At 69.3% G+C, this 25,092-nt stretch carries 23 protein-coding genes and 1 tRNA gene; 10 read left to right on the plus strand and 14 right to left on the minus strand.

From position 1 onward, the window contains the following. Positions 1-124: 124 nt before the first annotated feature. The 4 genes from DW306_RS04495 to DW306_RS04510 are packed head-to-tail and all read right to left on the minus strand — an operon-like array spanning position 125 to position 2,246. A complete protein-coding gene (locus tag DW306_RS04495) occupies positions 125-499 on the minus strand; it encodes a S4 domain-containing protein (RefSeq protein ID WP_136054451.1) in 375 nt (124 codons plus the stop codon). Further along, entirely contained in the window at positions 499-1,164 is a 666-nt protein-coding gene (locus tag DW306_RS04500; RefSeq protein WP_136054452.1) for a lysoplasmalogenase, read from the minus strand. The genes DW306_RS04495 and DW306_RS04500 overlap by 1 nt, the downstream gene beginning before the upstream one ends. Positions 1,165-1,204: 40 nt before the next feature. Further along, positions 1,205-1,660 (minus strand): hypothetical protein, encoded by a 456-nt coding sequence (locus DW306_RS04505; protein ID WP_136054453.1) that lies wholly within the window; start codon positions 1,658-1,660, stop codon positions 1,205-1,207. Between the two features lie 4 nt (positions 1,661-1,664). Further along, positions 1,665-2,246, minus strand: a complete 582-nt coding sequence (locus tag DW306_RS04510) for a GNAT family N-acetyltransferase (protein ID WP_136054454.1) — start codon at positions 2,244-2,246, stop codon at positions 1,665-1,667. A gap of 107 nt (positions 2,247-2,353) precedes the next feature. Here DW306_RS04510 and DW306_RS04515 point away from each other — a divergent pair. Then, positions 2,354-2,430, plus strand: a tRNA-Pro gene (locus DW306_RS04515). Positions 2,431-2,571: 141 nt separating this feature from the next. Continuing rightward, the gene (locus DW306_RS04520; protein WP_136054455.1) at positions 2,572-3,489 is read left to right on the plus strand and encodes an NAD(P)-dependent oxidoreductase; all 918 of its coding nucleotides are present in this window, start codon (positions 2,572-2,574) and stop codon (positions 3,487-3,489) included. Between the two features lie 28 nt (positions 3,490-3,517). Here the strand turns inward: DW306_RS04520 and DW306_RS04525 are convergent, their stop codons facing one another. After that, the gene (locus tag DW306_RS04525) at positions 3,518-4,612 is read right to left on the minus strand and encodes a hypothetical protein (protein WP_136054456.1); all 1,095 of its coding nucleotides are present in this window, start codon (positions 4,610-4,612) and stop codon (positions 3,518-3,520) included. A gap of 288 nt (positions 4,613-4,900) precedes the next feature. Then, on the minus strand, positions 4,901-5,557 hold the full coding sequence (locus DW306_RS04530) for a TetR/AcrR family transcriptional regulator (protein WP_136054457.1): 657 nt from the start codon (positions 5,555-5,557) through the stop codon (positions 4,901-4,903). An 89-nt stretch (positions 5,558-5,646) separates the two neighbouring features. Here DW306_RS04530 and DW306_RS04535 point away from each other — a divergent pair, with 89 nt between their 5' ends. Together DW306_RS04535 and DW306_RS04540 are read left to right on the plus strand one after the other, a co-directional pair. Further along, the gene (locus DW306_RS04535) at positions 5,647-7,092 is read left to right on the plus strand and encodes a cytosine permease (RefSeq protein WP_136054458.1); all 1,446 of its coding nucleotides are present in this window, start codon (positions 5,647-5,649) and stop codon (positions 7,090-7,092) included. Further along, positions 7,089-8,705 carry an amidohydrolase gene (locus tag DW306_RS04540; RefSeq protein WP_136054459.1) on the plus strand — a complete coding sequence of 539 codons (1,617 nt, stop codon included), beginning with the start codon at positions 7,089-7,091 and terminating at the stop codon, positions 8,703-8,705. The genes DW306_RS04535 and DW306_RS04540 overlap by 4 nt, the downstream gene beginning before the upstream one ends. A gap of 7 nt (positions 8,706-8,712) precedes the next feature. On the opposite strand, the gene DW306_RS04545 is transcribed toward DW306_RS04540, so the two are convergent. From DW306_RS04545 to DW306_RS04555, 3 genes are all read right to left on the minus strand, one after another. Further along, entirely contained in the window at positions 8,713-9,615 is a 903-nt protein-coding gene (locus DW306_RS04545) for a patatin-like phospholipase family protein (RefSeq protein WP_136054460.1), read from the minus strand. A 178-nt stretch (positions 9,616-9,793) separates the two neighbouring features. Beyond that, positions 9,794-11,926: an RNA polymerase recycling motor ATPase HelR gene (gene helR, locus DW306_RS04550; RefSeq protein WP_136054461.1), complete on the minus strand. Its 2,133-nt coding sequence runs from the start codon at positions 11,924-11,926 to the stop codon at positions 9,794-9,796. Positions 11,927-12,046: 120 nt separating this feature from the next. Then, positions 12,047-12,916 carry a DUF72 domain-containing protein gene (locus tag DW306_RS04555; protein ID WP_136054462.1) on the minus strand — a complete coding sequence of 290 codons (870 nt, stop codon included), beginning with the start codon at positions 12,914-12,916 and terminating at the stop codon, positions 12,047-12,049. A gap of 377 nt (positions 12,917-13,293) precedes the next feature. On the opposite strand from DW306_RS04555, the gene DW306_RS04560 reads away from it, so the two are divergent. Beyond that, a complete protein-coding gene (locus DW306_RS04560) occupies positions 13,294-13,674 on the plus strand; it encodes a hypothetical protein (RefSeq protein ID WP_136054463.1) in 381 nt (126 codons plus the stop codon). Positions 13,675-13,691: 17 nt separating this feature from the next. On the opposite strand, the gene DW306_RS04565 is transcribed toward DW306_RS04560, so the two are convergent. From DW306_RS04565 to DW306_RS04575, 3 genes are read right to left on the minus strand one after another with little or no spacing between them, the layout of a single operon-like run. After that, complete coding sequence (locus DW306_RS04565) at positions 13,692-17,153, minus strand: error-prone DNA polymerase (protein WP_136054464.1); 3,462 nt, start codon at positions 17,151-17,153, stop codon at positions 13,692-13,694. Then, complete coding sequence (locus tag DW306_RS04570; RefSeq protein WP_136054465.1) at positions 17,153-18,691, minus strand: DNA polymerase Y family protein; 1,539 nt, start codon at positions 18,689-18,691, stop codon at positions 17,153-17,155. Before DW306_RS04570 ends, DW306_RS04565 begins: the two co-directional genes overlap by 1 nt. Further along, positions 18,688-19,518 carry a hypothetical protein gene (locus DW306_RS04575; RefSeq protein WP_136054466.1) on the minus strand — a complete coding sequence of 277 codons (831 nt, stop codon included), beginning with the start codon at positions 19,516-19,518 and terminating at the stop codon, positions 18,688-18,690. Before DW306_RS04575 ends, DW306_RS04570 begins: the two co-directional genes overlap by 4 nt. A gap of 144 nt (positions 19,519-19,662) precedes the next feature. On the opposite strand from DW306_RS04575, the gene DW306_RS04580 reads away from it, so the two are divergent. From DW306_RS04580 to DW306_RS04600, 5 genes are all read left to right on the plus strand, one after another. Then, the gene (locus DW306_RS04580) at positions 19,663-20,133 is read left to right on the plus strand and encodes an A24 family peptidase (protein ID WP_136054467.1); all 471 of its coding nucleotides are present in this window, start codon (positions 19,663-19,665) and stop codon (positions 20,131-20,133) included. A gap of 17 nt (positions 20,134-20,150) precedes the next feature. Continuing rightward, positions 20,151-20,366: a response regulator gene (locus DW306_RS04585; RefSeq protein WP_116636791.1), complete on the plus strand. Its 216-nt coding sequence runs from the start codon at positions 20,151-20,153 to the stop codon at positions 20,364-20,366. Then, positions 20,356-20,973: a CYTH domain-containing protein gene (locus tag DW306_RS04590; RefSeq protein ID WP_136054468.1), complete on the plus strand. Its 618-nt coding sequence runs from the start codon at positions 20,356-20,358 to the stop codon at positions 20,971-20,973. The genes DW306_RS04585 and DW306_RS04590 overlap by 11 nt, the downstream gene beginning before the upstream one ends. Before the next feature lie 62 nt (positions 20,974-21,035). Then, entirely contained in the window at positions 21,036-22,196 is a 1,161-nt protein-coding gene (locus tag DW306_RS04595) for a type III polyketide synthase (RefSeq protein ID WP_240747055.1), read from the plus strand. Beyond that, positions 22,193-22,903 carry a methyltransferase domain-containing protein gene (locus DW306_RS04600; RefSeq protein WP_136054469.1) on the plus strand — a complete coding sequence of 237 codons (711 nt, stop codon included), beginning with the start codon at positions 22,193-22,195 and terminating at the stop codon, positions 22,901-22,903. Before DW306_RS04595 ends, DW306_RS04600 begins: the two co-directional genes overlap by 4 nt. Before the next feature lie 72 nt (positions 22,904-22,975). On the opposite strand, the gene lpdA is transcribed toward DW306_RS04600, so the two are convergent. Continuing rightward, complete coding sequence (lpdA, locus tag DW306_RS04605; protein ID WP_136054470.1) at positions 22,976-24,373, minus strand: dihydrolipoyl dehydrogenase; 1,398 nt, start codon at positions 24,371-24,373, stop codon at positions 22,976-22,978. Positions 24,374-24,382: 9 nt separating this feature from the next. Next, positions 24,383-25,033, minus strand: coding sequence for a copper resistance CopC family protein (locus tag DW306_RS04610; protein WP_136054471.1), 651 nt, complete (start codon positions 25,031-25,033; stop codon positions 24,383-24,385). Positions 25,034-25,092: the final 59 nt, after the last annotated feature.

Genomic DNA, 25,092 nt, shown 5'->3' on the forward strand with positions numbered 1-25,092 from the left:
CTACGACTTCTCCGCGGATGCCGCGCAGCTGGCCTGGGTCTCGGCGATCAAGGACGAGGTCGACATCCGTCCGCAACTGGGCCATACCCACAGTTTAGAACAAACGTTCGAAACGCGCAGAATACTACTCGAGGAAATGGTCGCCCCGACCGCGGAGCTTGTCGATGTCTCGACGCTCGCGCTTCGTGGGCCGACCCGCACCTCGATCGCGCAGACCGAGCGCCGCCTGAGGCTCGCGCGCCGGAGTGCGATCGTTGTAGGCGAGAGCCGCGACCGGAGCGCCGACGCGCTTCACGAGGATCTGACGGACACCGAGGATCCGGTCGAATCCGGAGATGCGGATGCGGACCTCATCGCCGACGCGAATGACCGCCGCCGCTTTCACCTTCTCTCCATTGACGCGCACATGCCCTGCGCGGCATGCAGTCGTCGCCGCCGATCGCGTCTTGTAGACACGGACAGCCCAGAGCCAGCTGTCGATGCGAGCAGAGTCCACCATCACGAGTCCTTTCTGCGCAGCGCGATGAGCGCGCCGGCGATGATCAGCCCTTGTCCCAGCGTGTAGGTCAGCATGATCACGGGATTGCTCCACGAGGCGAGCCCATCAGGCAGGAAGAGCCGGAACGCGAGGACGGTGTCGCTGGCGAGGAAGAAGGCTCCGCCCGCAACGACGATCGGATGGCAGCGCGACGAGAACGCGGCTGTTCCACCCAGCACCAATCCGTACACCGCGACGGCGATCAGCAGCCCACCCGTATGCGGTCCGAGGAAGACGAGCATCGCGACCCACCACGCGGCGTAGATCAATGCCCACCACGGCATCCGTCGTCGCGAGAGGTGGCGGACGAACAGGGCGATGTATGCCACGTGCGCGATGCCGAAGAACATGAGCATCAGCGGCAGCTCGGGCGCCGTCGGGAAGAAGACGCTGGCGCCATCTCCGAGCCAGGAGAAGAACAGGGCCGTGAGCATCGCGACCAGCGCGGAGACCGGCGAGTGGCGACGGATCGAGAGCACCACCGGGATCGCCAGCAGTGGGATCAGCAGCAGCTTGGTCGTGCCGGCGACGGGACTCTCCACCGCGAGCAACGCGACATGCACCGCGGAGGCCACGATGAAAGGGGCGAATGCCCACAGGATCAGCGAGGGGAGGGGGCGGCGCATCTTCTCCTCGTCCTGTCGGGGGTCGGTGGACCCCGACCGCTCAGGACTCGACGCTGACCTGGTCGACATCGCCGTCGGGCCCGAGGTGCACGGCGGGCCAATATCCCTCGGGGAAGTGTTCGCCGCAGGTGTCGATCAGGTGCAGGATGATCGTTCCATCCGCCGCCGCCTCGATCGTCTCGAGCGTGAGGTCGGATGCCGCTTCTCCGAGCTCATGCGGTTCGGGTTCACCGTTGCTGAAGTTCGTGACCACGGCATCCGATGCGATCCGCCGCAGGGAGGCGAGGTCGGCGATCGTCTCGCGCACGCGAGGGAGGAGCGGCGTGATCTCCTCCGGATCCGAACCCTCGAGCATGAGCTCGAGCTCTGCCCCGTCGACGATGATCGTGGCGCCGTACCAGTCGTGGGTGAGGATGCTGCCGTCGGTCAGCTCCGTGGTGGCGCGGCTGAGGGTGCCGAGGGCGGGATCGTCGATGGTCGGATGCTCGTCGCTCATGCCTTCACGCTAGCTCCCGCGTGACGAGCGTGCGACCCGGCTTGAGCTCGGCGGTCGTGGTGAAGCCTCCTGCGAGGAAGGTGCCGACCGTGCCGTGGAAGAGGTCGTTGGTGCGCTGCTTCTCGCCGCGCGTGTCTACCGGATACCCCTCGATGAGTCGGGCGCCGGATTCGCGGGCGTAGTCGACAGCGGCCTCGAGCAGTTCGAGATTGAGCCCCGATCCGCGATGCTCGCGCCGAACGACGAAGCATGTCACCGCCCACACCGAGTCGTCGTCGAACGGTTCGGGGGATGCGGCCGCGATGATGCGCGTGCGCGGGATGCGGGCCTGCTTCGAGCGAGGACCGATCCTGATCCAACCCGCGGCCTCCCCGTCGACGTACGCCACGATCCCCGGCGGCGGCCCCTCATCGATCTCGGCGCGGAGCATCTCGGTGCGCTGCGGAGTGGTCGTCTCGTTCCAGTCCTTGTTGCTCAGCATCGGCCAGATGCACTGGCAGCTCGCGCCGTCGCCACCCCCGGTGAGCGCGTGCTGAACGTCGTCCCAGCGGGCGGTCGTCGCCACCTCGGTCGTGATCGTCGGCATGCACGGCACGCTACGCCGAGCATGCGACACCCGCAACGCACCGGTTCGCGGAGGGCCGCCGGGTCAGGCTAAGATAGGGGAGTTGCCCGCGCGGAAGCGCGGAACAACGGGCTGTGGCGCAGCTTGGTAGCGCACTTGACTGGGGGTCAAGGGGTCGCAGGTTCAAATCCTGTCAGCCCGACCAGTGAAGGCCCGGAAACTCGAGAGAGTCTCCGGGCCTTCTGCGTGTCCGGGGAAGGCCAACCCTTGACGCTCCCCTCATCGCAGAAGCGGGAGATGCCGTCCTGCGCCATCGCGATTCCTGCATACTGATCAGGACCTGGAAATGAGAACAGGACACGGAATGGCGAAACGGACGGTCGGGTTTATCGGGCTCGGGATCATGGGTGTGCCGATGGCCACGAACCTGGTGCGCGCGGGATTCGACGTGGTCGTCTGGGCGCGATCCCCAGCAGCCGTCGAGGAGCTGGTCGCGGAAGGCGCGCGTGCCGCCGATGACGTGGCCGGCGTGTTCTCCGCAGCGGAGACGGTGATCCTGATGCTCCGAGACGAACCGGCCGTCGACGCGGTTCTCGCTCGAGGGACGGGCACGTTCGCGGGGTTGGTCGCCGGGCGCACGGTCGTGCAGATGGGGACGTTCACGACGGCGTTCTCCCGCGCGCTCGCAGACGAGGTCGCAGCCGCCGGCGGAAGGTACGTCGAAGCGCCGGTCTCGGGGTCCCGCGGACCTGCGATCGAAGGGAAGCTGGTGGGGATGCTCGCGGGCGAGGCAGACGTGGTCGCCGAGGTCGAGCCCGTGATCGCGGCGATGTGCGCGCAGACATTCCGGTGCGGCGATGTCCCGGCGGCCCTGTCGATGAAGCTGGCGGTGAACACCTTCCTCATCACGATGGTCACGGGCCTGGCCGAGACGTTCCACTTCGCTGCCCGCAGCGGCGCCGACCCGGAGGTGCTGCGCGAGGTGCTCGCCGCGGGGCCGATGGCATCCGTCGTGTCCCGCGGGAAGGCGCAGAAGCTCGCCGACGATGACCTGACGGCCCAGGCGGCGATCGTGGACGTGCTCAAGAACGCCAGGCTCGCCGAGGACGCCGCGACCGCGGCGGGCTCCGCGCACCCCCTGATCACCGCGAGCAGGGAACTGTTCGAGGAAGCCGCGGCGGCAGGTCTGGGCGCACAGGACATGATCGGAGTGATCGCGGCGTTCGCCGCTCGGGCCGAACCGGAAAGCGCACCCTCGATCTGATCCACGGCGTCGCCGCCTCAGGTTCGCGTCACGCGGTGATCTCGGCTCCGCCCTCGGCGACCTTCCGGATGTCCTCGTCTTGAATGGACTTGATCAGCGCATCCAACTTGACCTTGAGCGCTGCCTTCTTCTTGACGTCCGTCTCGGCGGCGAACTCCGCGGACACGGATTTCGCATCCCGCAGGATCAGGACGTCACTGTAAGCGCCGAACGCGTCGCCGACCTGGTCGAGGACCTGGTCGTCGGCCTGCTGTTGAAGGAACCGCGCCGTGAGGCCAGCGGTGACGGCCGCCGGTTTCCATTTCTTCAGCTTCGACTCCGTGCGACCGTTCACCGAGACCACGGCATAGGGGAAATCTCCTCGGAACGGCTCGGCTGGCGCGTCGACGGAGCGGAGCGTGCCGTCATCCCCGATGAAGAAGTCCTCGCCATTGACCGTCAGCGATGATTCGCCGGGCTTCGTCGATTGCGTCGACGTGTATCCGGAGCCCCATTGGCCCGGTTTCCCGGAATCGGCCTTGGTCTCCGGGTAGAGGAGGACCCACCCTGCTTTGGCCTTCGGTAGCGTGGGGTTGTCGATGTTCAGCTCCCAGTCGAGGGAGACCATGTCCTTCGCGTCGACGAGACGGTCGATGAGGCTCACGACGAGGCTCGCGCCCGCGGACGCAGCTCGCACGAGCGCCTGTCCGGACGCGGCTCCCACCGGCCCTCCGAGTGCTCCGCCGGCGATGAAAGCAGGGAGGCCGGCGACGCCTGCGGCAGCCGTGATCACCTTCTGCACGCGTGCACGGTCGAATCCGTCGAACTTCAGATTGACGGCGAGATTCAACGCGTCATCTGTGGCTGCGGGCGAGTAGTAGATGACGACGCTGCCCGCATCGACGCCGACATCGATGATCGCCCTGTCCGCCACGTCGTACTTGGCCATGTTCATCGACATCACTCCCGCAGCGACGGAGAGTGGATCCTTCACCTGCGACGTGACGAGAACGTCTTTGCCGCGCTTGTTCGGCCCCAGGTAGACCGACTCCAACTTGATCAGGAGGGGCTTGCCGATTCCGATCTTCTGGAATCCCCCGGAGCCGGTGCCGGAGCCCGGCACAGGCTCCCCGCCTTTGACCACGGCGGACTTCTTCTTCGTCCCGCCGTGCGGGGAGGATGCTTCCCCGAGTCCTCGTCGCGGTGCGCCGGAGACCTGGACGCCTTTGCCGCGCTTCTCTGGCTCGAGATTCGAGCCGCTGGCGGGGGAATCGTATGAATCTGCGCGCTGATCAACCATGGGAAGCCTCCGGGTCGGGAACACCGTCGTCCTCCGCACAGTGTGACACCGGACCCTAGGCGCTACAAGGGGTTCGAGGTGGGGCGGGGAGCCTGGCCGTTCCGAGCAGAGAATCGTTCCCGACTGCCGCGCTCATACGCCCTCGTCGATCGCCTGGCGCAGCCTCCCCGCCTCCAACCCCAATGCCCACTCCGCGACATCCGCGACCACCTGAGTGTGCGCCGGATGCTCGATCGGCTCGGACGAGTTCACGTAGGACCCGCCGCCGTCGAGCGCGATGAGGATGCGGATGCAGGCGGCCGCAGGATCCGCTCCGGGGAAGTCGCCCGAGGCGATGCCGTCTTCGATGATCTCGGTGAGCCGCTCCCGGTCGAGCGTGTCCTGCACCTGCAGTTCGGCGTCGAGCGTCGGGCTGAACCGGGAGAGATGACGGGCGTTGAGCCAGAGCCGGGCGAGGGGCAGCGAACGGCCGCGCTCGACGTGATCCACGAAGCGGGCCAGACGCTCCAGCGGGGTGCCTCCGGTCGTGAAGAACTGCTCGCGTTCGATCACCGCGGCCCGCGCGAAGGCGGCGACCACCAGATCCTCCGCGACCGGGAAATAGTGGGTGATCAGGCCCGGACGCACGCCGAGGCGCGCGGCGACGGCGCGCAGCGTGATGCGCTCGAGCCCCTCCTCGATCGCGATCGCCGCGGCGCACGCGAGGATGTCTTCCCGCCGCTCTTCCGGAGGCTTGCGGGTCCGCGGCGATGCGGCCGGAGAAGAAGTGCTTGACGTCACCCCACCCATGCTATTGAATGAGTGACCAATAGTCCATTGGGCATGTGACCAATAGCACGGTGACCGACAGCGATGATGCTCCTCCCGAAAGGAACTCCATGACCCAGAACCCTCCCGTCGACGCGGGGCACCCGGCCGCCGAACACCTCGACGCGGCGTCCCGCCCCGAGACACGGGGCATCGAGCTGATCGACGACGCCGAGCGCCACGGCAGGGCGCGCGACCTCTTCCTCATCTGGGCGGCCCCGAGCGTCAGCATCCTGAATCTCACGATCGGGGCATCGCTGATCCTGCTCGGTCTCGAGATCTGGCAGGCGATCGCCGTCATCGTCGCCGCGTCGCTGTTGTGGATCCTGCCCGGCATCATCGCCGGCAGCGGACCCGCCTCCGGCACCTCCGGCTCTGTCGTGACGCGGGCGATGTACGGCATCCTCGGCAACCGGCTCTTCGTCGCCGTGGTCGGATGGTTCATCGGCGCGGTCTTCCTCTCACTCACCTGGCTCGCATCGTCGTTCCTCGGCGCCGACCTGCTGCGGCGCATCGGCATCGTCGATCCGATCTGGGTGCCGATCGGCGTCACGCTCGTCGTCTCCGCCGTCACGATCCTCGTGGCGATCTTCGGCCACGGACTGATCCTGCGCGCCTACCCGTACATGGCCGGAGCGCTCTTCATCATCTTCCTGGCCGTCGCCGGATTTATCCTGCCGACCGTCGATTGGCAGTATGCGGCCCCCGAACCGCTGAGCGGCGCCGCACTCTGGTCGGCGATCTCGATCGGCTTCACGATCCTCGCCTCGACGCCGCTGTCGTTCATGAACAGCCCCGACATCGCCCGGTACCTGCCGCGCGACACGAAGCCCTCGCACATCACCGCCGCGACGGCGCTCGGCGGCGCCATCCCGTTCATCGTCTTCACGATCGTGGGTGTGCTGCTGGCCACCGGAGTGAGCGACGCCGCGTTCGCCGTCGGCATCGACGTCGCCCTGGTCGATCTGCTCCCGTCCTGGCTCGGACCGATCCTCGTGCTCGGCGTCGTGATCAACACGATCGCGCTGAACGCCATGACCGCCTACACATCGAGCATGGCCCTGCAGGCGATCGGCTTCCGGCTGCGGCGCATCCCCGCGGCGATCATCGTCGGCGTGGTCGGCACCGCCCTGACCATCTACCTGGTGCTGTCGTCGAGCCTGCTGGAGGCGGCCAACCTCATGCTGCAGTTCCTCGTCGTGGTCTCGGGACCGGCGATGGCGATCTTCGTCGTCGACGTCATCCTGCGCCGCTACGACTACGACGGCGTCGATCTCTTCCACGACCGCCCTGGAGGTCGGTTCTGGTACTCGGCCGGGTGGAGCATCCCCGGCATCACCGCGCTCTTCGCCGGCGGAATCGCCACAGCCCTCTGCCTCTCGACGAGCGTCTGGAGCGGCCCGATCGCCCAGCTCACCGGCTACATCGACCTGTCGGTGCCCGTCGGTATGCTCGTGGCCGCGGTGCTCTACGCCGGTCTGTTGCGCACGCCCCTCGGAAAGGACGGTCGACCATGACCACTCGCTACATCAACGGACGCATCTTCACCGCCGACACCGACCCGGCGTACTCCTGGGCCGAGACCGTCGTGATCGACGATGCCACGATCGTCTACGTCGGCTCGTCCGACGACGCCCCCGAGGCCGACCACACCGTCGACCTGGAGGGCCGGCTCGTGCTCCCCGGCTTCACCGACGCCCACACGCACCTGCTCATGGCGGGGGCGGCCCTCGGGCAGGTGCCGCTCACCGCAGCGCGCTCGCTCGACGAGATCCAGACGCTGCTGCGCGACGCCCGCGCCGCGGATCCGGATGCCGCCGTACTGCGCGGCCGCGGATGGCTCTTCGACTCCGTTCCGGGCGGTGCACCGACCGCGGCGATGATCGATGCGGTCGTCGACGACGTCCCCGTGTACCTCGACGCGAACGACTATCACTCGTGCTGGGTCAACAGTGCCGCTCTCGCCGAGCTCGGCATCACGCGCGACACCCCCGACCCGATCGGGGGCCATTTCGCCCGGGATGACGCGGGGGAGCCGACCGGTCTGCTCTACGAGACCGCGGCGACGCAGTACGCCTGGGCGCACCGCGACGAGACGACCACCGACGCCGACCGGGATGCCGACATCGATCGCGTCATCGAGGCCTACCTCGCCGCCGGGGTCACCGGAGCGATCGACATGGCCTTCGACGAGTTCGGGCTCGCGGCGCTCCAGCGCGCCCAGGAACGACACGGGGGAGAACTGCCGATCCGCGTCGCCGCCCACTGGATCATCAACAACACCGGCGATGACGACGCCAACCTCGCCCAGGTCGCGCGTGCGGCCGAGCTCGCCGACCACGATGCTTCGTCGTGGTTCCGGATCGTGGGCATCAAGCTGATCCTCGACGGAGTGATCGACGCGTGCACCGCCGCGATGCGGCATCCGTACGCCGACGGCACGAACGCCGAACCGATCTGGCCCGTCGCGCAGCTGAACCCCGTCGTCGCCGCCGCGGATGCCGCCGGCCTCCAGGTCGCGCAGCACGCGATCGGCGACTACGCGAGCGAGATCGCTCTCGACGCGCTCGAGCACGCCGTCGCCGTCAATGGGGAGAAGCCGCGCCGGCACCGCATCGAGCACCTCGAATACGCCGCCCCGGGAACCGCCGAGCGGATGGCGCGGCTCGGCGTCACCGCGTCGATGCAGCCCGTGCACAGCGATCCGGCGATCTTCGCGAACTGGGCCGAGATGCTCGGCGACGACCGGGTCGACCGTGCCTTCCCCTGGCCCGAGTACGAGGATGCCGGAGCGCTCCTCGCCTTCTCGACCGATGCGCCGACCGCCCCGCACGAGGCGCTCGCGAACATGTACGTCGCGTCGACCCGCGCTTCGGCGCTCGACCGGAGCGTCGCCGCGATCCACCCGCAGTTCGCGCTCCCCCTCGCCTCGGCGATCGGGCACGCGACGCGCGACGCCGCGGCATCCGTCGGCGACGGCGACTGGCGCGGCCGCATCGCCCCGGGCTTCGCCGCCGACCTGATCGTGCTCGACGCCGATCCGTTCGCCGAGGGACCCGAGTCCCTGCTCTCCGCGCACGTCGTCGAGACGATCGTGGCCGGGCGGACCCGCTACCGCGCGGAGGAGTGATCGCCGCTCACACCTGCCAGAAGTCCTCGAGTTCCCGGGCGAGACGCCGACCCTGCGCGTAGCCCCCGCGGGCCGCGGGCAGCCGGGTCGAAGGATCGAGCGCGTTCGCGTCGAAGACGTCACCGGAGCCTGCATCCGGGAAGACGGCCTCCACCGTGCTGCCGCCCGCGCGGAGCTCCTCGATCTGGGTCGCGAGATCCATTCCCCACGCGAGAGGCTGGCGTGATCTGCCGCTGAACGGCTCCAGGATGAGAACGCGCGAGAACCCCTCGGCGAGGTCGGCGTTCGAGCTGCGACGGTACCCGCCGTTGAGGTAGCGATCCTCGCCGATGCGGTACGGGGTCATGGCGGAGGTGCTCGCGGCCACCGCTTCCACCAGGTCGACGCCGCTGTGCCGGTCGAACACCACCGGCTCGCCGGTGCGGGCATCGACCGCCGGGATCAGCACGCGCTGCTCGGGCCACTCGTGACGGGGGAGGCGGGTCGACACGATCTGCCGCCACCGTGCGGCATCCGCTCCTTCCGATGTGTCGCGGTCGAGTGCGGCGGCGCCGATCCTCCGCCGCATGTCCGCCGCGTCGGCGGAAGACGCGATGATCGCGTCGGACCACGCCAGGTAGTCGGGTCCCGAGGTCACGGGGCGCCCCGCAGGCGTCGCGCCGCGCATCGGTCGCGCAACCTCAGCCACGATGGCCGCGTACAGCTCCGACGCAGGAGCCCCGCTGGTGATCTGCGCCGCGACGGTCGATCCCGCCGACGTGCCGACGATGAGGTCGGCCTCGGTGAGCTCGACGCCGCGGGAGGACAGACCGGCGATGAGGCCGAGCTGCCAGGCGTTGCCTGCCGCTCCGGCGCCGGCGAGAACGAGAGCGCGCGAGACGGCGCGAGGAGAAGAGGGAGTGATGTTCATGGGAGTCGCCTTTCGCGATGTGCGAGCGGGCGCTCCCTCGGGCGACGTTTCAGCCGAGCGATCGCGGACTTCCGGAGGAAGCGCCCACTGTGTTTCCTGCGTACATGGGTCGCACCTCCTCTCATCGAACGATCGTCGAACGGTAGCACGGCGAAAGAAAGACGGGCAATGCGGCCGGTCACTGGAGCACCACGAGCTCGCGCGTCGTCCTCGTCATCGCGACGTAGCGGTCGACGGCTCCGGTGAGATCGTCGCCGAGATCGTCCGGTCGGACCAGCGCCACCAGGTCGAACTCGAGTCCCTTCGCGCTTTCCGGCGTCAACGAGCGCACGCGAGCGGTCGCGGTGAAAGACGGATCGCCGATCACGCACGCGGTGCCCTCGGGGTGGGCGTCGAGCCAGGCGGACAGGACGCTGTCGCGCTCGGACAGCGGCGCGTATCCGACCGGTATGCCGCTCTCGCGCACCGATGTCGGCACATTGGCGTCGGGGATCGCCCGGCGGATGATCGGCGCGGCGGCCTCCATGACCTCGCGGGGTGTGCGGTAGTTCACGCTCAGGGGTGCGATTCTCGCTCCGCTGACGCCCACCCGCGCGAGCCGAGCCTCCCAGCTCTCGGTGAACCCGTGCCGTGCCTGTGCGCGGTCGCCGACGATCGTGAAACTCCGCGACGGGCAGCGTGCGACGAGCATCCGCCATTCCGCGTCGGTCAGCTCCTGGGCCTCGTCGACGACGATGTGCGCGAAAGGTCCGGCCAGCTCGTCCGGAGCCGCCGGCGGGACTCCGTCGGCGCCCGCGAGGACGTTCCGCGCATCCTGGCCTCTGAGAAGCGACATGACCTTCATGTCGCTGTCATCGCTCTCGATCAGGTGGTCGATCACGTGGGACATCTGATCCTCCGCCGAGGCGACGGCGGCCTGGCGGCGATGCTCCTGACGGACGCTCTCCGGATCGCCGAACCGCCGATGCGCCGCGTCCAGCAAGGGCAGATCGGACACTGTCCAGGCCTCCGCATCGTCCCTCTGGAGCAGAGCGATCTCGGCAGTCGTCAGCGCCGGCGCGCATCGCTGCAGGAAGGCGGGCGATGTCCATAGGCGGGCGACGACGGATGCCGGTGACACCAGCGGCCAGGCGCGGACGAAGGCGCCGGTGAGCTCGTCGTCCTGACGCAGCCAGCGCCGTACGACATGCGGAGGAACGTCATCGTCATCGATCTGGTCGACCAGCAGTTCGAGGATCTCCTCCCAGACCTCGTCGCGCGCCTCGTTGTGAGGGGATGCCGGGTCTGCGGCCGAGAAGAGAGCCGCCCACTCCTCGCGGCTCAGCCACAGATCGGCCCACGGCGATTCGATGCGCATGGCGTGCTGCGGCGGGCGCTCGAACTCCGTTGCGGCGGCGGCGGTGACGGCCTGCGGATCGAGTCGCGCCTTCAACGCCGCGACCTGTGGATCCGTCTCCTGGCGGACTGCGGCCCCCTCGGGTGTGAGATCGCGCAGTGTGGTCATCCGCACGGCGTCCTCGCCGAGGCTGGGCAGCACGTCCTCGACGTAGGCGAGATAGTGCGCGTTCGGCCCGACCAGCAGCATGCCGCCGCCGCCCTGCGTGAGCCGGGGCTCGGCGTAGAGGAGCTGCGCGGCGCGGTGCAGGGCCACGACCGTCTTGCCCGTGCCCGGTCCGCCATCGACGACCAGTGCGCCGCGGGAAGGAGTGCGGATGATCGCATCCTGATCTGCCTGGATCGTCGCCAGCACGTCGCGCATCTTCGCCGTCCGGTGACGGGCGAGCCCCGCGATGAAGGCGGACTGGTCATCGAGCGAAGCGGCGTTCTCGAATCCGTCCGGCGACAGGGCCTCGTCCCAGTAGTCGCTGATCCGTCCGTCCGTCCAGCGGTAGCGACGACGCGAGACGATCCCGCGAGGATCCTCCATCGTCGCGGCGAAGTAGGGTTCGGCCGCAGGCGCGCGCCAATCGACGAGCAGCCGTGCGCCGTCGGCGGCAGCCAGACCCGTGCGGCCGATGTAGATCGGAGGGCCGTCCTTCGGCGTCATCCGCCCGAGGCAGACATCGAGACCGAAGCGGTCGAGCACCCGCAGCCGACTGCTGAGCCGGCGGATCTCCAGATCGCGGGCCACGGCATCGCCGCCGAGGTGGGCGGTGTGTCGGCGCACCTCGGCGAGGCGGGCCGAGGTCTCCTCGCGCTGGAGCTGGAGAGTGTCCGCGATGCGACGGAGATGCGCGCGGTCGGCGTCGATGAGTGGGGCAGCGGCCTTCGCCGCCAGATTGGCGGGGAGCTGGAAGGGGTCGATGGGCATGGATCTCCTTCGCGTTCGAGCGTCGATCGCACGAGCGAGGGTCGATTCTGCCCCACGACGGGGGCCTTGCGGCAAGCCCCCACCCCGGCGATATCCTGGAAATGCGGGAGGGGACGGTCGTCAGCGCTGGCGCTCGATCATCTCGGAGAGTGCTTTCGCATCGTGCGGCGCGTGGCCCCGAGCGTCGTTGTCGAAGTATACGAAGGCGTCTCTGCGGATCCCGTCCGTGCCGATCGTCGTCCAGTCGGTTATCTGGTCGGCCCAGTCGCTGAGCTGCTTCGGTGTGTAGCCGCTGTGATAGAGCTCTTCCGCGCCGTGAAGTCTCACGTACACGAAATCGGCTGTGACCGCGTCGAAGCGCGGCCATCGACCTGCGGTGTCCGCGATCGTCAGTGCCACCCCGTGATCGTGCAGCAGGCGCGTGCACCGCTCGTCGTCGAACGTCGCGGACCGGGGCTCCAGCGCATATCGCAGGGGCTGATCTTCCTCCGCGTCGAGCCAGGCGCGCCCGTCCAGGCGTTCGTCGTGGCGCCGCGCGATCTCAGCTGCCTCGCCGGTCGTGCGGGGGAGCGACGTCAGGAACCGGTCCAGGACGTCCGGATCGAACCGCTGCCGCTCCGGCAGCTGCCACAGGATCGGCCCGAGCTGCGCGCCGAGCGCGAGCACACCCGAGGCGAAGAAGTTGGCGAGGGCCTGCTCGACGTTCTCGAGACGCAGCATGTGCGAGATGTAGCGAGATCCCTTGACCGCGAACACGAACTCCGGCGGGACACTGTCGCGCCAGCGCCGGTAGCTCTCGGGGCGCTGGAGCGAGTAGAACGAGCCGTTGAGTTCCACGGTGGAGAACTGCTCTCCGATATACGCGAGCTCCCGTCGCTGTGGAAGGCCCTCGGGGTAGAAATCTCCCCGCCAGCGTGCGTAGCGCCATCCGGACACGCCGACTCGAGTTGTGCCGAGGGCGGACTTCTCGCTCGAGTGAGCCGGGTGCATGCGGACACGATAGAGCTGCGGCATGTCGGCAGCCAGCGCGTTGACCGGAGGGGCGCTGCGCGCTAGCCGGCACAGGGCGATGCGCCGTGAGCGATGAGGAGTCCGGCGGGTCCTGACGGAGGTATGCCCTCCCGACAGGCCCCGCCCCAGACGGTGTCGTCGAGAGGGCCACCGCCCTTCCCGGACGGTTGGGGAGGCGGCGAAGATATCGCTGCACTCATCGGCTGATCCCCAGACTCAGCCCTTGTAGCCCCCGCTACACATAGCAGAGTACATCGATTTTGTCTTGTCCACCATTTGGGGGACAAAGAAATTTTCGAATCTTCATCGAACCAGACACCGGTTGTCTTCTCGACGCCACTGCCTAAGGTGGAAACATGGACAGACTGCTCGTTCTCCCGGCTCAGGTCGCGATCCCGCACGGCCACCGAGTCGAGGTGATCGAGCAGAACGATCTGCTCACCGAAGGACCCGTGGTCCTCGCCGTCGTCGACCTCGACACGGGCATCCGCTATCAACGCTCGGATGAGCTGCACGGCGATTTCACGCGCTGGATCGGTCGAGTCCTGGAGTGCACGGTGAGGATCGGCGGTGGGGGGCGCACGGTGCTGCGCGTCGATCCGCTCGGACAGGGCTCTGCCGGGGCGAAGGGGGCGCTGCACGGCGCCGATGTCGCCGCGGACGCGGCGAAGGCCGAGGCCGGCCGGTGGGGCGGCACGGACCGCCCGCCGGTGGAAGAACCCGAACGGTTCTGGTGAACTCCGCGCGGTGCTCATCAGCGGAAGTCCCGGGATCGATGTGTGAGTCCGGTGCGCAGATCTTCGAAGGCGTCGGCGAGCACGTTCACGACGCCCTCCTCTGAACGCTCCAGGATGCCGCGGATGATGAGCGCCGGCGAGTCGCGGGCCACGCGTCGATAGCGGTTCCACACGCCCGTCGAACAGACGACGTTCACCAGGCCGCTCTCATCTTCCAGGTTCATGAACGTGATACCGGAGGCTGTCGCCGGTCGTTGACGGTGAGTGACGAGGCCGGCGACCTCGATGCGCCGGCCGGACTCGTGACTCCGCAGATCGACGGCGGTCAGGACGCCCCGCTCGTGCAGCGCCTCGCGGAAGTGGGCCATCGGGTGATCATCGGTCGACACTCCGGTCGCCCAGAGGTCGGCGGAGAGCCGCTCATAGCTGGTCTGATCGGCGAACAGCGGCGGCTGCACGGCGACGGAGGTGCCCGGGAGGAAGCGCGACCGGTCATCGGCCGCCGCGCCCGCGAGCCAGATCGCCTCTCGCCGCTCCAGTCCGAGGCAGGTGAACGCACCGGCGGTGGCGAGAGCCTCCAGCTGTGCGGCGGTGGCATCCGTGCGCCGCACCAGATCGTGCAGGTCGCGGTAGAGGCCGTTCGCCTCGCGCTCGGCGACGATCCTCTCCGCCAGGGCGTCCCCGATCCCGCGGATGCCGCTGAGCCCCAGCCGTACGGCATAGGCGCCGTCTCTGCGATGGGCCTCCGAGACATCGGGGGCGTCCCTGTCGAAACGGAGCGTCGGCGGCTGCGGGGTGACGAGGCAGTCGTCCAGCCCGGTGGGTCTGCGCACTGCCGGTCCAGCGAGGGGCTCCAGCGTCTCGGTGGCACCCGAGAGATGCAGATCGGGACGACGGACCTCGACGCCGTGCCGCCGGGCGTCCGCGGTCAGCGTCGAGCCGGAGTAGAAGCCCATCGGCTGCGAGCGCAGGAGCCCGGCGAGGAACGCCGCGGGGTAGTGCAGCTTCAGCCAGGAGCTGGCATAGACGAGCAGGGCGAACGACAGCGAATGGGACTCCGCGAAACCGAAGTTCGAGAACGCCTGGATCTGCGCGTAGATGCGATCCGAGGCCTCGGTGTCGAGCCCGCGCCTGGCCATCCCCGCGTACAGCTTCTCCCGCACCCGCTCGATCTTCTCCAGCCCCCGCTTGGAGCCCATGGCCCGACGCAGCAGATCGGCCTCATCGGCCGTGCAGTCGCCGACCGCCGTGGCCATCTGGATGAGCTGCTCCTGGAAGATCGGAACCCCCAGGGTGCGCTTGAGGATCGGTTCGAGATCGCTGTGCGGGTAGGGGATGGGGAAGTCCACCGGTTCCTCGCCTCGGAGGGCTCGCTCCCTGTTCTCCTCGTCGATGCGGTCCTTCGCCATCTTGCGTCGGACGAACGGATGCACGGCCCCGCCCTGGATGGGACCGGGGCGGATGAGGGCGATCTGGATGGTGAGGTCGTAGAAGCTGCGCGGCTGCAGGCGGGGGAGCAGACCGATCTGCGCGCGGGACTCGACCTGGAACACCCCGATCGAATCGGCACGGCAGAGCATGTCGTAGACGGCGCGCTCCTCTTTGGGAAGCGTCTCGAGCGTCCATTCCTCGCCGGTCGCCTCGCGGATCATGTCGAAGCAGTGCTGGAGCGCGGCGAGCATCCCCAGGCCCAGCAGATCGAACTTCACCAGCCCCATGAAGGCGGCATCGTCCTTGTCCCACTGGATCACGGTGCGGTTCTCCATGCGGGCATGCTCGACGGGCACGACCTCGCCGACCGGACGCGCCGTGAGCACCATGCCACCGGAGTGGATGCCGAGGTGGCGCGGCGCCTTCAGCAGCTCGCCCGCGTAGGCGAGCACGTTCTCGGGGATGTCGTGCCCCTCGGACGCCTCGAGACCCGTGCTCCAGCCGTCGACCTGTCGGGACCAGGCATCCTGCTGGCCAGGGGAGTGGCCCAGAGCCCTGGCCATGTCTCGCACGGCGTTCTTCGGGCGGTACTGGATGACATTCGCCACCTGTGCCGCGCGCTCCCTGCCGTACTCGCCGTACACCCACTGGATGATCTCCTCCCGGCGACGGGAGTCGAAGTCCACATCGATGTCGGGCTCCTCGGTGCGGGTGGTGGCGAGGAACCGCTCGAAGGGGAGGCCGTAGAGGATGGGGTCGACGGCGGTGATGCCAAGCAGGTAGCAGACCGCGCTCGCCGCGGCGGATCCCCGCCCCTGGCAGAGGATGCCGCGCCGTTTCGCCTCCGAGACGATGCCGTGCACGATGAGGAAGTAGCCGGGGAAGTCCTTCTCCTCGATGACGTCGAGCTCCCGCTCGATCCGGCGGTGCCCGTCGTCGTTCAGCCGTGGATACTTCGACGGCACGGCCTCCCACACCAGCTGCCGCAGCCAGCTCATCGGCGTGTGCCCCTCGGGCACCTTCTGCTTCGGCAGAGCCGGGCGCGCGAGCCGCAACGGAAAGGCGGATGCCGCGGCCAGCTCGAGGCCGTACGAGATCGCGCCCGGGTAGCGCTGGAAGCGCGCCGACATCTCCGCTCCGCTGCGCAGATGCGCGCCGCCGTGCGCGGGGAGCCAGCCGTCGAGCTCGTCCATGCTGCGCACTGCCCGCACTGCGGCCACCGCCTCGGCGAGCGGCGCCTGCGCGGGACTGGCGTAGTGCACATTGTTCGTCGCCACCACGGGCAGCCGCATCCGCCGGGCGAGCTCGGCGAGGGTGTCGTTGCGACGGGTGTCCTGCGGATCCCCGTGGTCGAAGAGCTCGACGGCGATGTGGTCGGCACCGAACAGGTCGACGAGCTTCCGGAGCGGCGTCGCGGCATCGCCGACCTCGAGCCCCTGACGCACCGCGCCCTTGCGGCATCCGGTCAGGATCGTCCAGTGGCCGCCCGCGCTCGCCGCGAGCTCGTCGAGGTCGTAGACCGGTCGTCCCTTCTCGCCTCCGCGCAGCTGGGCGGTGGTGATCGCCCCGGAGAGACGGTGATAGCCCTCCATCCCGCGGGCGAGCACCAGCAGATGCTCGCCCACGGGGTCGGGGCTGCCCCGCTGCGGGGCGGGAAGGTCGAGGGAGAGCTCTGCGCCGTACACCGTCTGCAGCGGCGTCTTCATGAGTTCGGCCTGATCCGCGAAGCGGGCGGCGCCGTAGAAGCCGTCATGGTCGGTGAGCGCGAGAGCGGTGAGGCCGAGGCGCTCGGCCTCGGCGAGGAGATCTTCCGGGGCGGAGGCGCCGTCGAGGAACGAGTACGAGGAGTGCGCGTGCAGCTCGGCATAGGGCACCGCATCGACCGGGCGCGATATCCCGGTGACGGGTGTGCGCTGCCGGCGGCGGCTCACCGGTCCGGGGTCGGGCCGCGACGCGGGCGGTTCGATGTTCTGCCGCGGGGGCGGCTCTTCTCCGCTGAGGGTGCGCTCCAGCTCGCTCCAGGTCTGCGGCGGATTGTGCCAGCCCATCAGCGATACCTTCCCTCGACCCACCAGCGCTCGCCGGCACGGAAGACGAGCCAGGCGCGGTCGTGGTCGTCGACGATCTGGAGTCGATGCCCCCGTCTGCCTCCGTCGGGCGTCCAGCGGCGCTCGTGCACGGGCCAGGGGCCGGCCCAGCCCTGCACGTCGACGCCGTCGATGCGGGCGGGCTCGTGGGAGAGGGCTCCGCGTTCGTCGATGCTGATCGAGGACCCGTCGGCGGCGAGCACCCCGATGGGGCGCGGCGGCAGGAAGACCTCGGCGGGGAGGGGATCGGGCAGACTGCCCGGCCATGGGGAACCGGGGTCGCGAGGCGGGACCGGCCGCTCGCCCCAGGGGGTGAGCACCTGACGCTCGGCGAGCCAGCGGCCGCCCGCGAGCGCGGCGGTCACCACGCCCTGATGGCCCAGCATCGTCTGCACACGGGACACCGCGTGGTGCAGCCGCTCATCGGTGCCGGATCCGAAGAGGCCGGGCTGGTGGTGGGCGGCATCGTCGACGGCGACCGGGACGATGCGCACCGCCATGATGCCTCCGAACGCGCGAGCCTCGTCGACGGGCTCCTTCGCCGATTCCGCGGCCAGCGCCTCCAGCTGCCAGCGCACACGATCGACGAGGTCGGAGGCGTCGAAGCAGGTCGGATGCAGCCAGGTGCGGGAGAAGACCGCCCCGTTGTCGTCGGTCATGTCGATCCGCACCTCGGTGCAGACGACCGAGGCGTCTCCGAGGGCGAGCAGCACCGCATCCGCCGTCTGCCGCACGGCGAAGGCGACCTGATCGGTTCCGCCCAGCGGCGATTCGAACTCGATGTTCCGCACCAGCTCGGGGTCGGGCGGGCGCGGGGTCAGCGGGCGGGAATCGGCGCCGGAGGCGAGCGCATGCAGACGGGCGCCGTGCTCGCCGAAGCGGTCGCGCACGTCGAGCGGCGCGAGCGCGGTGAACTCGCCGAGGGTGCGCACGCCGAGGCGGACGAGGAGGCCGGCGATCTGCTCGTCGCGCAGCACCTGCACGGGGTAGGGCGCGAGGAACTCCTGCGAGCGTCCCGGGGGGACGACGGTGCAGGCGTCGCGGCCCCGGGCGGCGATCTCGGCGGTGAAGGGCCCGTCGGCGACGCCGATGCGCACCTCGGGCAGCCCTGCGTCCGCCAGCACGGCGGCGAGGGCGGCGGCTGCCTCGGCCTCTCCGCCGTGATAGCGGGAGATGCCCCTGGCGCGGAGGATCGCGAGCCCCGGGCGCAGCAGGGTCACGCCGGGGGCGTGCTTCTCGATGAGCTGCAGCACGGGGAGGAATGCGCGTTCGTCGCGGGCGGGGTCGTGCGGGAGCACCCGCAGCGAGGAGAGATGCCCCTGCGCGATGCGGCGGCGTTGCCCCGTGCGCACCCCGTGCTCTCTGGCAGAGGCCGTGCAGGCGACGATCGTGTTCGCCTGCACCAGCGCGGTGGGCGGATGCGGGGGAGGCCCGCCCAGAGCGGCGCGCAGCGGCCAGTCCGGGAACCAGAGGACGAGGACGCGGAGGGGAGCGTTCATCCGGCCTCCGCCCAGTGCAGGAGCTCCGGCGGAGCGCCATCGTCGACCACGGACCTGCCGGATGCCGGTCTGCTGGAGGGGGCAGGCTCGACGCCGAGCGAGGGCAGCGCGGTGAGCTCCGCCGCCGCTGCCTCGATGGCACCATGGCCGCCGGGCAGCTGCACGCGCACGCTCGAGGGCCGGGGACTGTGCCGGGTCGTGGCGGTCACCGTCACGGTGCAGTCGGAGAGCAGTCCCCAACCCGCGCCGAGGCCGTGCCAGTGCGGGTCGTGGATGCGGATCGTGCCCTCGCTCTGCGGCCACCTCTCTGCCCCGCGCGATCCCGCGGCGGGGTTCTCCGTGACGAGCAGCGTGCATCCGCGGTCGCGCAGACGCGCGCTCAGACGGGAGACGTCGGCGTCACGCGCCCGGGTGCCGGGGTTCACGACGATCAGGGGGACGACCTCGGCCAGAGCGGAGGTCGCCGCGAGCCAGCGCTCGCCGGGCGCGGGCACGAGGATGAGGCGGGCCAGATCGATGCCGAAGGCGGCGGCGGCCTCGACGCCGAGCGTGGGCATGCCGACCACCGCGCACCAGTGCCCTTTCTTCGAGGCCGCACTCAGCAGGGCGAGCACGAGACTCGGCGAGGGGGAGACGGTGTAGGCCGTGCCGGTCTGCAGCCCCTCTTCGGGCAGCAGTGCGGCGAGGGAGGGGTCGAGCGGGAGCAGCGCATGCTCACTGCGGCGCCGCTGCATCCTGCTGATCTCGCGGCGCAGACGCAGCACCTCTCCGGCGCGAGTATCGCTGGTCGGAGAGAGCGCGGTCACCGCATCGAGCCCGATCCCCATGCATCCATCCTCGAAGATATGTACGAATAAATCAAGTGGCACTGATGACGCTAGTTCGTACATCGGACATCCCGAGATCGACCGCGAGGAACGGTTATCCACACCCCGAGCGCACGGCATCCGCGGATCTCCTAACCTGCCGGGATGGATCCCCGGCTCGTGCTCGTCGCCCTCGCGCACGGCGCGCTGGTGGGGGTCGGAGCATGGCTGATCGTGATCGACGTCCGCACGCATCGTCTCCCGAACCGGATCGTTCTGCCGACGCTGGTGGCGCTGCTCGTGCTCGTCGCGATCGACACCGTCGCCACAGGCGCGAGCGGCCCGATGATCCGCGCCCTGATCGGCATGCTCGTCCTCGGTGGGTTCTACACCCTGCTCCGTCTGATCAGCCGGTCGGGGATGGGCGGCGGCGATGTGAAGCTCGCCGCGGTGATCGGCCTCGTCCTGGGGTGGCACGGCTGGTCGGAGCTGGTGATCGGCGCGGCATCCGCCTTCGTGCTCGGATCCGTGTACGCCCTCGCGCTGATCCTGCTGCGGCGCGCGGACGGCGCGACCCGCATCGCGTTCGGCCCGTGGATGATCGCCGGTGCCGTGGTCGGCGTCTTCCTCGGGTGAGGGGCTACGCTGAACGCATGGCACTCGCACGACTTCACGGCGGCCCGCTCGACGGGCAGATCATCCCCCTCGGCGACGCGGACGACAAGCTGATCGTCCCCTACAGCGAGACGCAGGTGGTGTACAACCGCCGCGGCGAGCCCCAGAACACGGGGCCGGAAGACGGTCCCACCGAGATCGACTACTGGTTCGACGAAGCCCTCGAGGACCTCACCCTCAACGATGACGACTGAGCCGTCCCGCACGGTCGAGGTCGAGCGCAAGTACGACGTCGACGTCGAGACGCCGCTTCCGGACTGGAGCGCGGTACCGGGCGTCGATGCGGTGTCGACCGGAGAGGTCAGGGCGCTGGACGCCCGCTACTTCGACACCGCGGACGGTGCGCTCGCCCGATCCGGGGTCGCGCTCCGACGGCGCACCGGAGGCCCCGATGAGGGCTGGCACGTCAAGGGACCCCGGCAGGGCGACGGACGTCTGGAGCTCGGCTGGCCCCTCGCGGACGGCGACGAGCTCCCCGACGCCGTCGCCGACACCGTCTCCTCCTGGACGACCGAGCCTCTGACTCCACTCGCCCGCATCGAGAACGACCGCACCGCGTACCTGCTCACCGGCAGCGACGGGGTCGTGGCGGAGTTCGTCGACGACCGCGTGCGCGCGACCGATCTGCGCCGTGGCACACAGCGCGAATGGCGGGAGTGGGAGATGGAACTCGGCCCGGCGGCACCCGCAGACGAGGACGGCCGCGAGGCGTTCTTCGCCGCCGTCGAACGAGCGGTGCACGCCGCCGGAGGCCGCGACGCCTCTTCCGGTTCCAAGCTCGCTCGCGCCCTCGGCTTCTAGTCGGCTCCGGTGGCGTCCGCAACCCTGTTCCGCGATCGCGCGACCTCTGCTGGAGTGGCACCATGAGCCGACCGCCCGTGCTTCGATCGCTGCAGACGGTCGTCCCCGACACCGTCCTCCGCCAGGACGGCATCCGCGACATCTTCGCGGCCCAGCGCGATCTCGGGCGGCTCGCGCAGCGGATCGTGGCCACCTCGTTCAACGTCTCCGGGATCGACACCCGGCACACGGTGATCGATGAATTCTCACCTGAGAGCGACACGCCCGAACCCCTCTTCTACGACCGCAGGACCGGCGCGCTGCTCGAGCCGGGGACGAAGGCGCGCAACGAGGTGTACGCGCGCGAGGCCGGACGGCTCTTCGTCGATGCGGCTCGGCGTTCGCTCGACGCCGATCCCGACATCGCCGCCGCGGATGTGACGCACGTGATCACGGTCTCCTGCACGGGGTTCCACGCGCCGGGGCCGGACTACGAGATCGTCCGGGCGCTCGGCCTCTCCGACGGCGTGCAGCGCTATCACCTCGGATTCATGGGCTGCTATGCCTCGATGCCGGCGCTCCGGGCAGCCGCCCAGTTCTGCGCGGCTGATGAGAACGCGGTGGTCCTGATCGTCAGCGTGGAGCTGTGCACGCTGCACCTGCGCTCGTCGGAGGACCCCGACACGATCGTCTCGACGTCTCTGTTCGCCGACGGCGGCGCCGCGGGCATCGTGACGGCACGCGACCTCCCGACCCCGGTCACGGCGCTCCGTCTCGACCGCTTCCACACGGCGATCGCCCCGGAAGGCGAGTCGTCGATGGCCTGGACGATCGGCGACACCGGATTCGAGATGATCCTCGCCGCGACGGTCCCGCACATCATCGGCGACGCGATCATCGGGGCGCTGCGGCCGCTGTTCGCCCCGGAGAGCGGGCCGGCCGCGGCCTTCGACGACGATGCCGTGGGCGACGCGGTCGAGCACTGGGCGATCCATCCCGGCGGGCGCAGCATCCTCGACCGCATCCAGGAGAAGCTGCACCTCAGCGATTCGCAGCTGCGTCCGGCCAGAGAGGTCCTGCGCGAGAACGGCAACATGTCGAGCGCGACCGTGCTCTTCGTGTTGAAGAGGATCCTCGACGAGGAAGGCGTCAGGCCGGGGGAGCGCGTCTCGGCGATGGCCTTCGGTCCGGGGCTGACGGCGGAGAGCGCGCTGATGACCGTCGTGGCGCCGGTCGCGCCGTGACCGCCCGACTCTCGACTCGCGACCTCGCCGTCCGGGAGCTGATGGACGACCCGGATTGCGACCGGCGGATGCTGGAGCGCACCTACCACCGCTTCGCCGCGGTGAATGCCGTCGTGTCACGGCCCGGGGCGATCTACCGCCGCGACATCCGTCCGCGCGCAGAGGCCGGCCGGCCGTTGCGGATCCTCGACATCGGCGCCGGCGGGGGCGATCTCTGCCGTCTCATCGCGCGTCGGATGCGCCGTGATCGGCACGCGGCCGACATCACCGCCCTCGACGCCGACGAGCGGGCGATCTCCTGGGCGTCGGCCCACGACGAGGGCGCAGGGGTGCGCTACATGCATGCGACCACGCAGGAACTCGTCGCGGCAGGCGAGCAGTTCGACGTCATCGTGTCCAACCACGTCCTCCATCACCTCACCGACGCGGAGCTGCAGGCGGTGCTCGCCGACTCCCGGCGGCTGCTGGCTCCCGGAGGCCTGATCGTCCATCACGACATCGCCCGTGCTCGTGCGGCTTACGCCCTGTTCTCGATCGCGACCGCGCTGCTGGGCTGGAATCTGCTCGCCGGCTCGTTCATCCGTGTCGACGGTCTGATCAGCATCCGCCGTTCCTATACGGTCGCAGAGATCTCCGCGGCGGCACCGGAGGGGTGGGTCGCCCGACGCCGTTTTCCGTTCCGGATCGAACTGCGTGGGCAGGACTGACCGCGACCGCGCCGTCGACGCACGAGGGCCCGGATGCGGAATCGCACCCGGGCCCTCGTCGCGGTGATCGCGTCAGAAGTTGATCATGTGACCGGCGAGGCCGTGGAAGCCCTCTTGCAGGGCCTCCGACAGCGTCGGGTGCGTGTGCACGTTGCGGGCCAGCTCGAGAGCCGTGAGGTCCCACTTCTGCGCGAGCGTCAGCTCGGGGAGGAGCTCCGCCACATCCGGACCGATCATGTGAGCGCCGATGAGCTCGAGGTGCTCGGCGTCGGCGATGAGCTTCACGAAGCCGACGGGCTCGCCGAGACCGTGCGCTTTGCCGTTGGCCATGAACGGGAAGCTGACGACCTTGATGTCGCGGCCCTCGTCCTTGGCCTGCTGCTCGGTGAGACCGAACGACGCGACCTGCGGCGAGCAGAACGTCGCGCGGGGCATCATGCGGTAGTCGCCGAGAGTCATGGTCTCTGCCTTGCCGATGGTCTCGGCGGCGACGACGCCCTGCGCCTCCGCCACGTGCGCGAGCTGCAGCTTGGCGGTGACATCGCCGATCGCGTAGATGCCCTCGACGTTCGTGCGCATGTGGTCGTCGATGTCGATCGCACCGCGCTCGGTGAGCTTGACGCCGGTCGCGTCGAGGCCGAAGCCCTCGGTGTTGGGGGCGAAGCCGACCGACATGAGCACCTTGTCGGCCTCGATCGACGCCTGCTGGCCGTCCTTGCCCGTGTAGGTGACCGTGACGGACGAGCCGTTGTCGACGACGGTCTCGACCTTGGTCGAGGTGAGGATGTCGACGCCGTAGTTCTTGTACTGCTTCGTGATCTCCTTCGACACGTCGGCATCCTCGTTGGGGAGGGCGCGGTCGAGGAACTCGATGATGGTGACCTTCACGCCGTAGTTCGTCATCACGTAGGCGAACTCCATGCCGATGGCGCCGGCGCCGACGATGACGATCGACGTGGGCAGCTCGCGGCTGAGGATCTGCTCCTCGTACGTGACGATGTTCTCGCTCAGCTCGACACCCGGGAGCAGGCGCACCCGCGAGCCGGTGGCGATGATCGCGTTGTCGAACGTGACCTCTTCGGTGGAGCCGTCGGCCTTCGCGACCGAGATCGCCTTCGGGCCAGTGAAGGTGCCGCGGCCGTCGTACTCGGTCACCTTGTTCTTCTTCATCAGGAAGTGGATGCCCTTGACGCGGCCGTCGGCGACCACGCGGCTGCGATCGAAGGCCTTGCCGTAGTCGATCGTGAACTCACCGGAGATGCCGAAGAAGTCGGCCTTGTGGTTCAGGGTGTGAGCCAGCTCCGCATTCTTGAGGAGCGCCTTGGAGGGGATGCAGCCCACGTTGAGGCAGACACCGCCCCAGTACTTCTCTTCGATGATGGCCGTGGAGAGGCCGAGCTGTGCGCTGCGGACAGCGGCGACGTATCCACCAGGACCGGCACCGAGGATGACGACATCGTAATGGGGCATGAGTTAAGCCTATCGCTCCGAGGAGGCGTCGGAACCGGCCTCGGCGCGGCCTCGGCGACCGCGCACCGACAGCCAGACGGCGACCCCGACGGCGACCAGGATCCCGACGATCGAGATCACCCAGATCCAGGCGGTGGAGCCGGACTCCTCGGTCGCGTCGGGCGCCGACGTGATCGTCGCCTCGGGCGTCGCGGACGCCTCTTCGCTGGGTGCCGCACTGGTCGGCGCCGCGCTGGGCTGCTCGGAGGGAGCGGCCTCGGAGCCGGTCGTCACGGTGAAGTAGTACTCGTCGGACGTCGGGTGCCCGTCGCTCGAGACGACTTTCCAGATCACGTGGTACTGCCCCGCGGGGGCGGAGGAGACGAGCGGCTGCGTCACCACGGCGCCGTCGACCGTCGCCGGACCGTCGGTCACGGTGTTGCCGTCGGGATCCGTCACCACCACTTCGGTCGCGCCCTCGCCCTCGATGAGCTTGGCGCTGAAGGTGAGCGTCAGCTCGGCAGGAAGCACCTCGACCTCGCTGTCGGCCGCCGGCGACGACGAGACGAGCGCGTCGTGGGCGGATGCCGAGAGCGGGGACAGGAGTACGAGGAAGGCCGCGAGAAGTGCAGCGGCGAGGGCGACGGGCGCGGCGGAGCGGCGCAGGGCTGTGGTCTTCACAGGTTCAGCCTAGGAATCGCCGGTATGTGACGGCTGAGTGTGAACGCGGCCTCCCGCGA

Source organism: Microbacterium sp. K24 (genome assembly GCF_004794465.1).
Classification (GTDB): Bacteria; Actinomycetota; Actinomycetes; order Actinomycetales; family Microbacteriaceae; genus Microbacterium.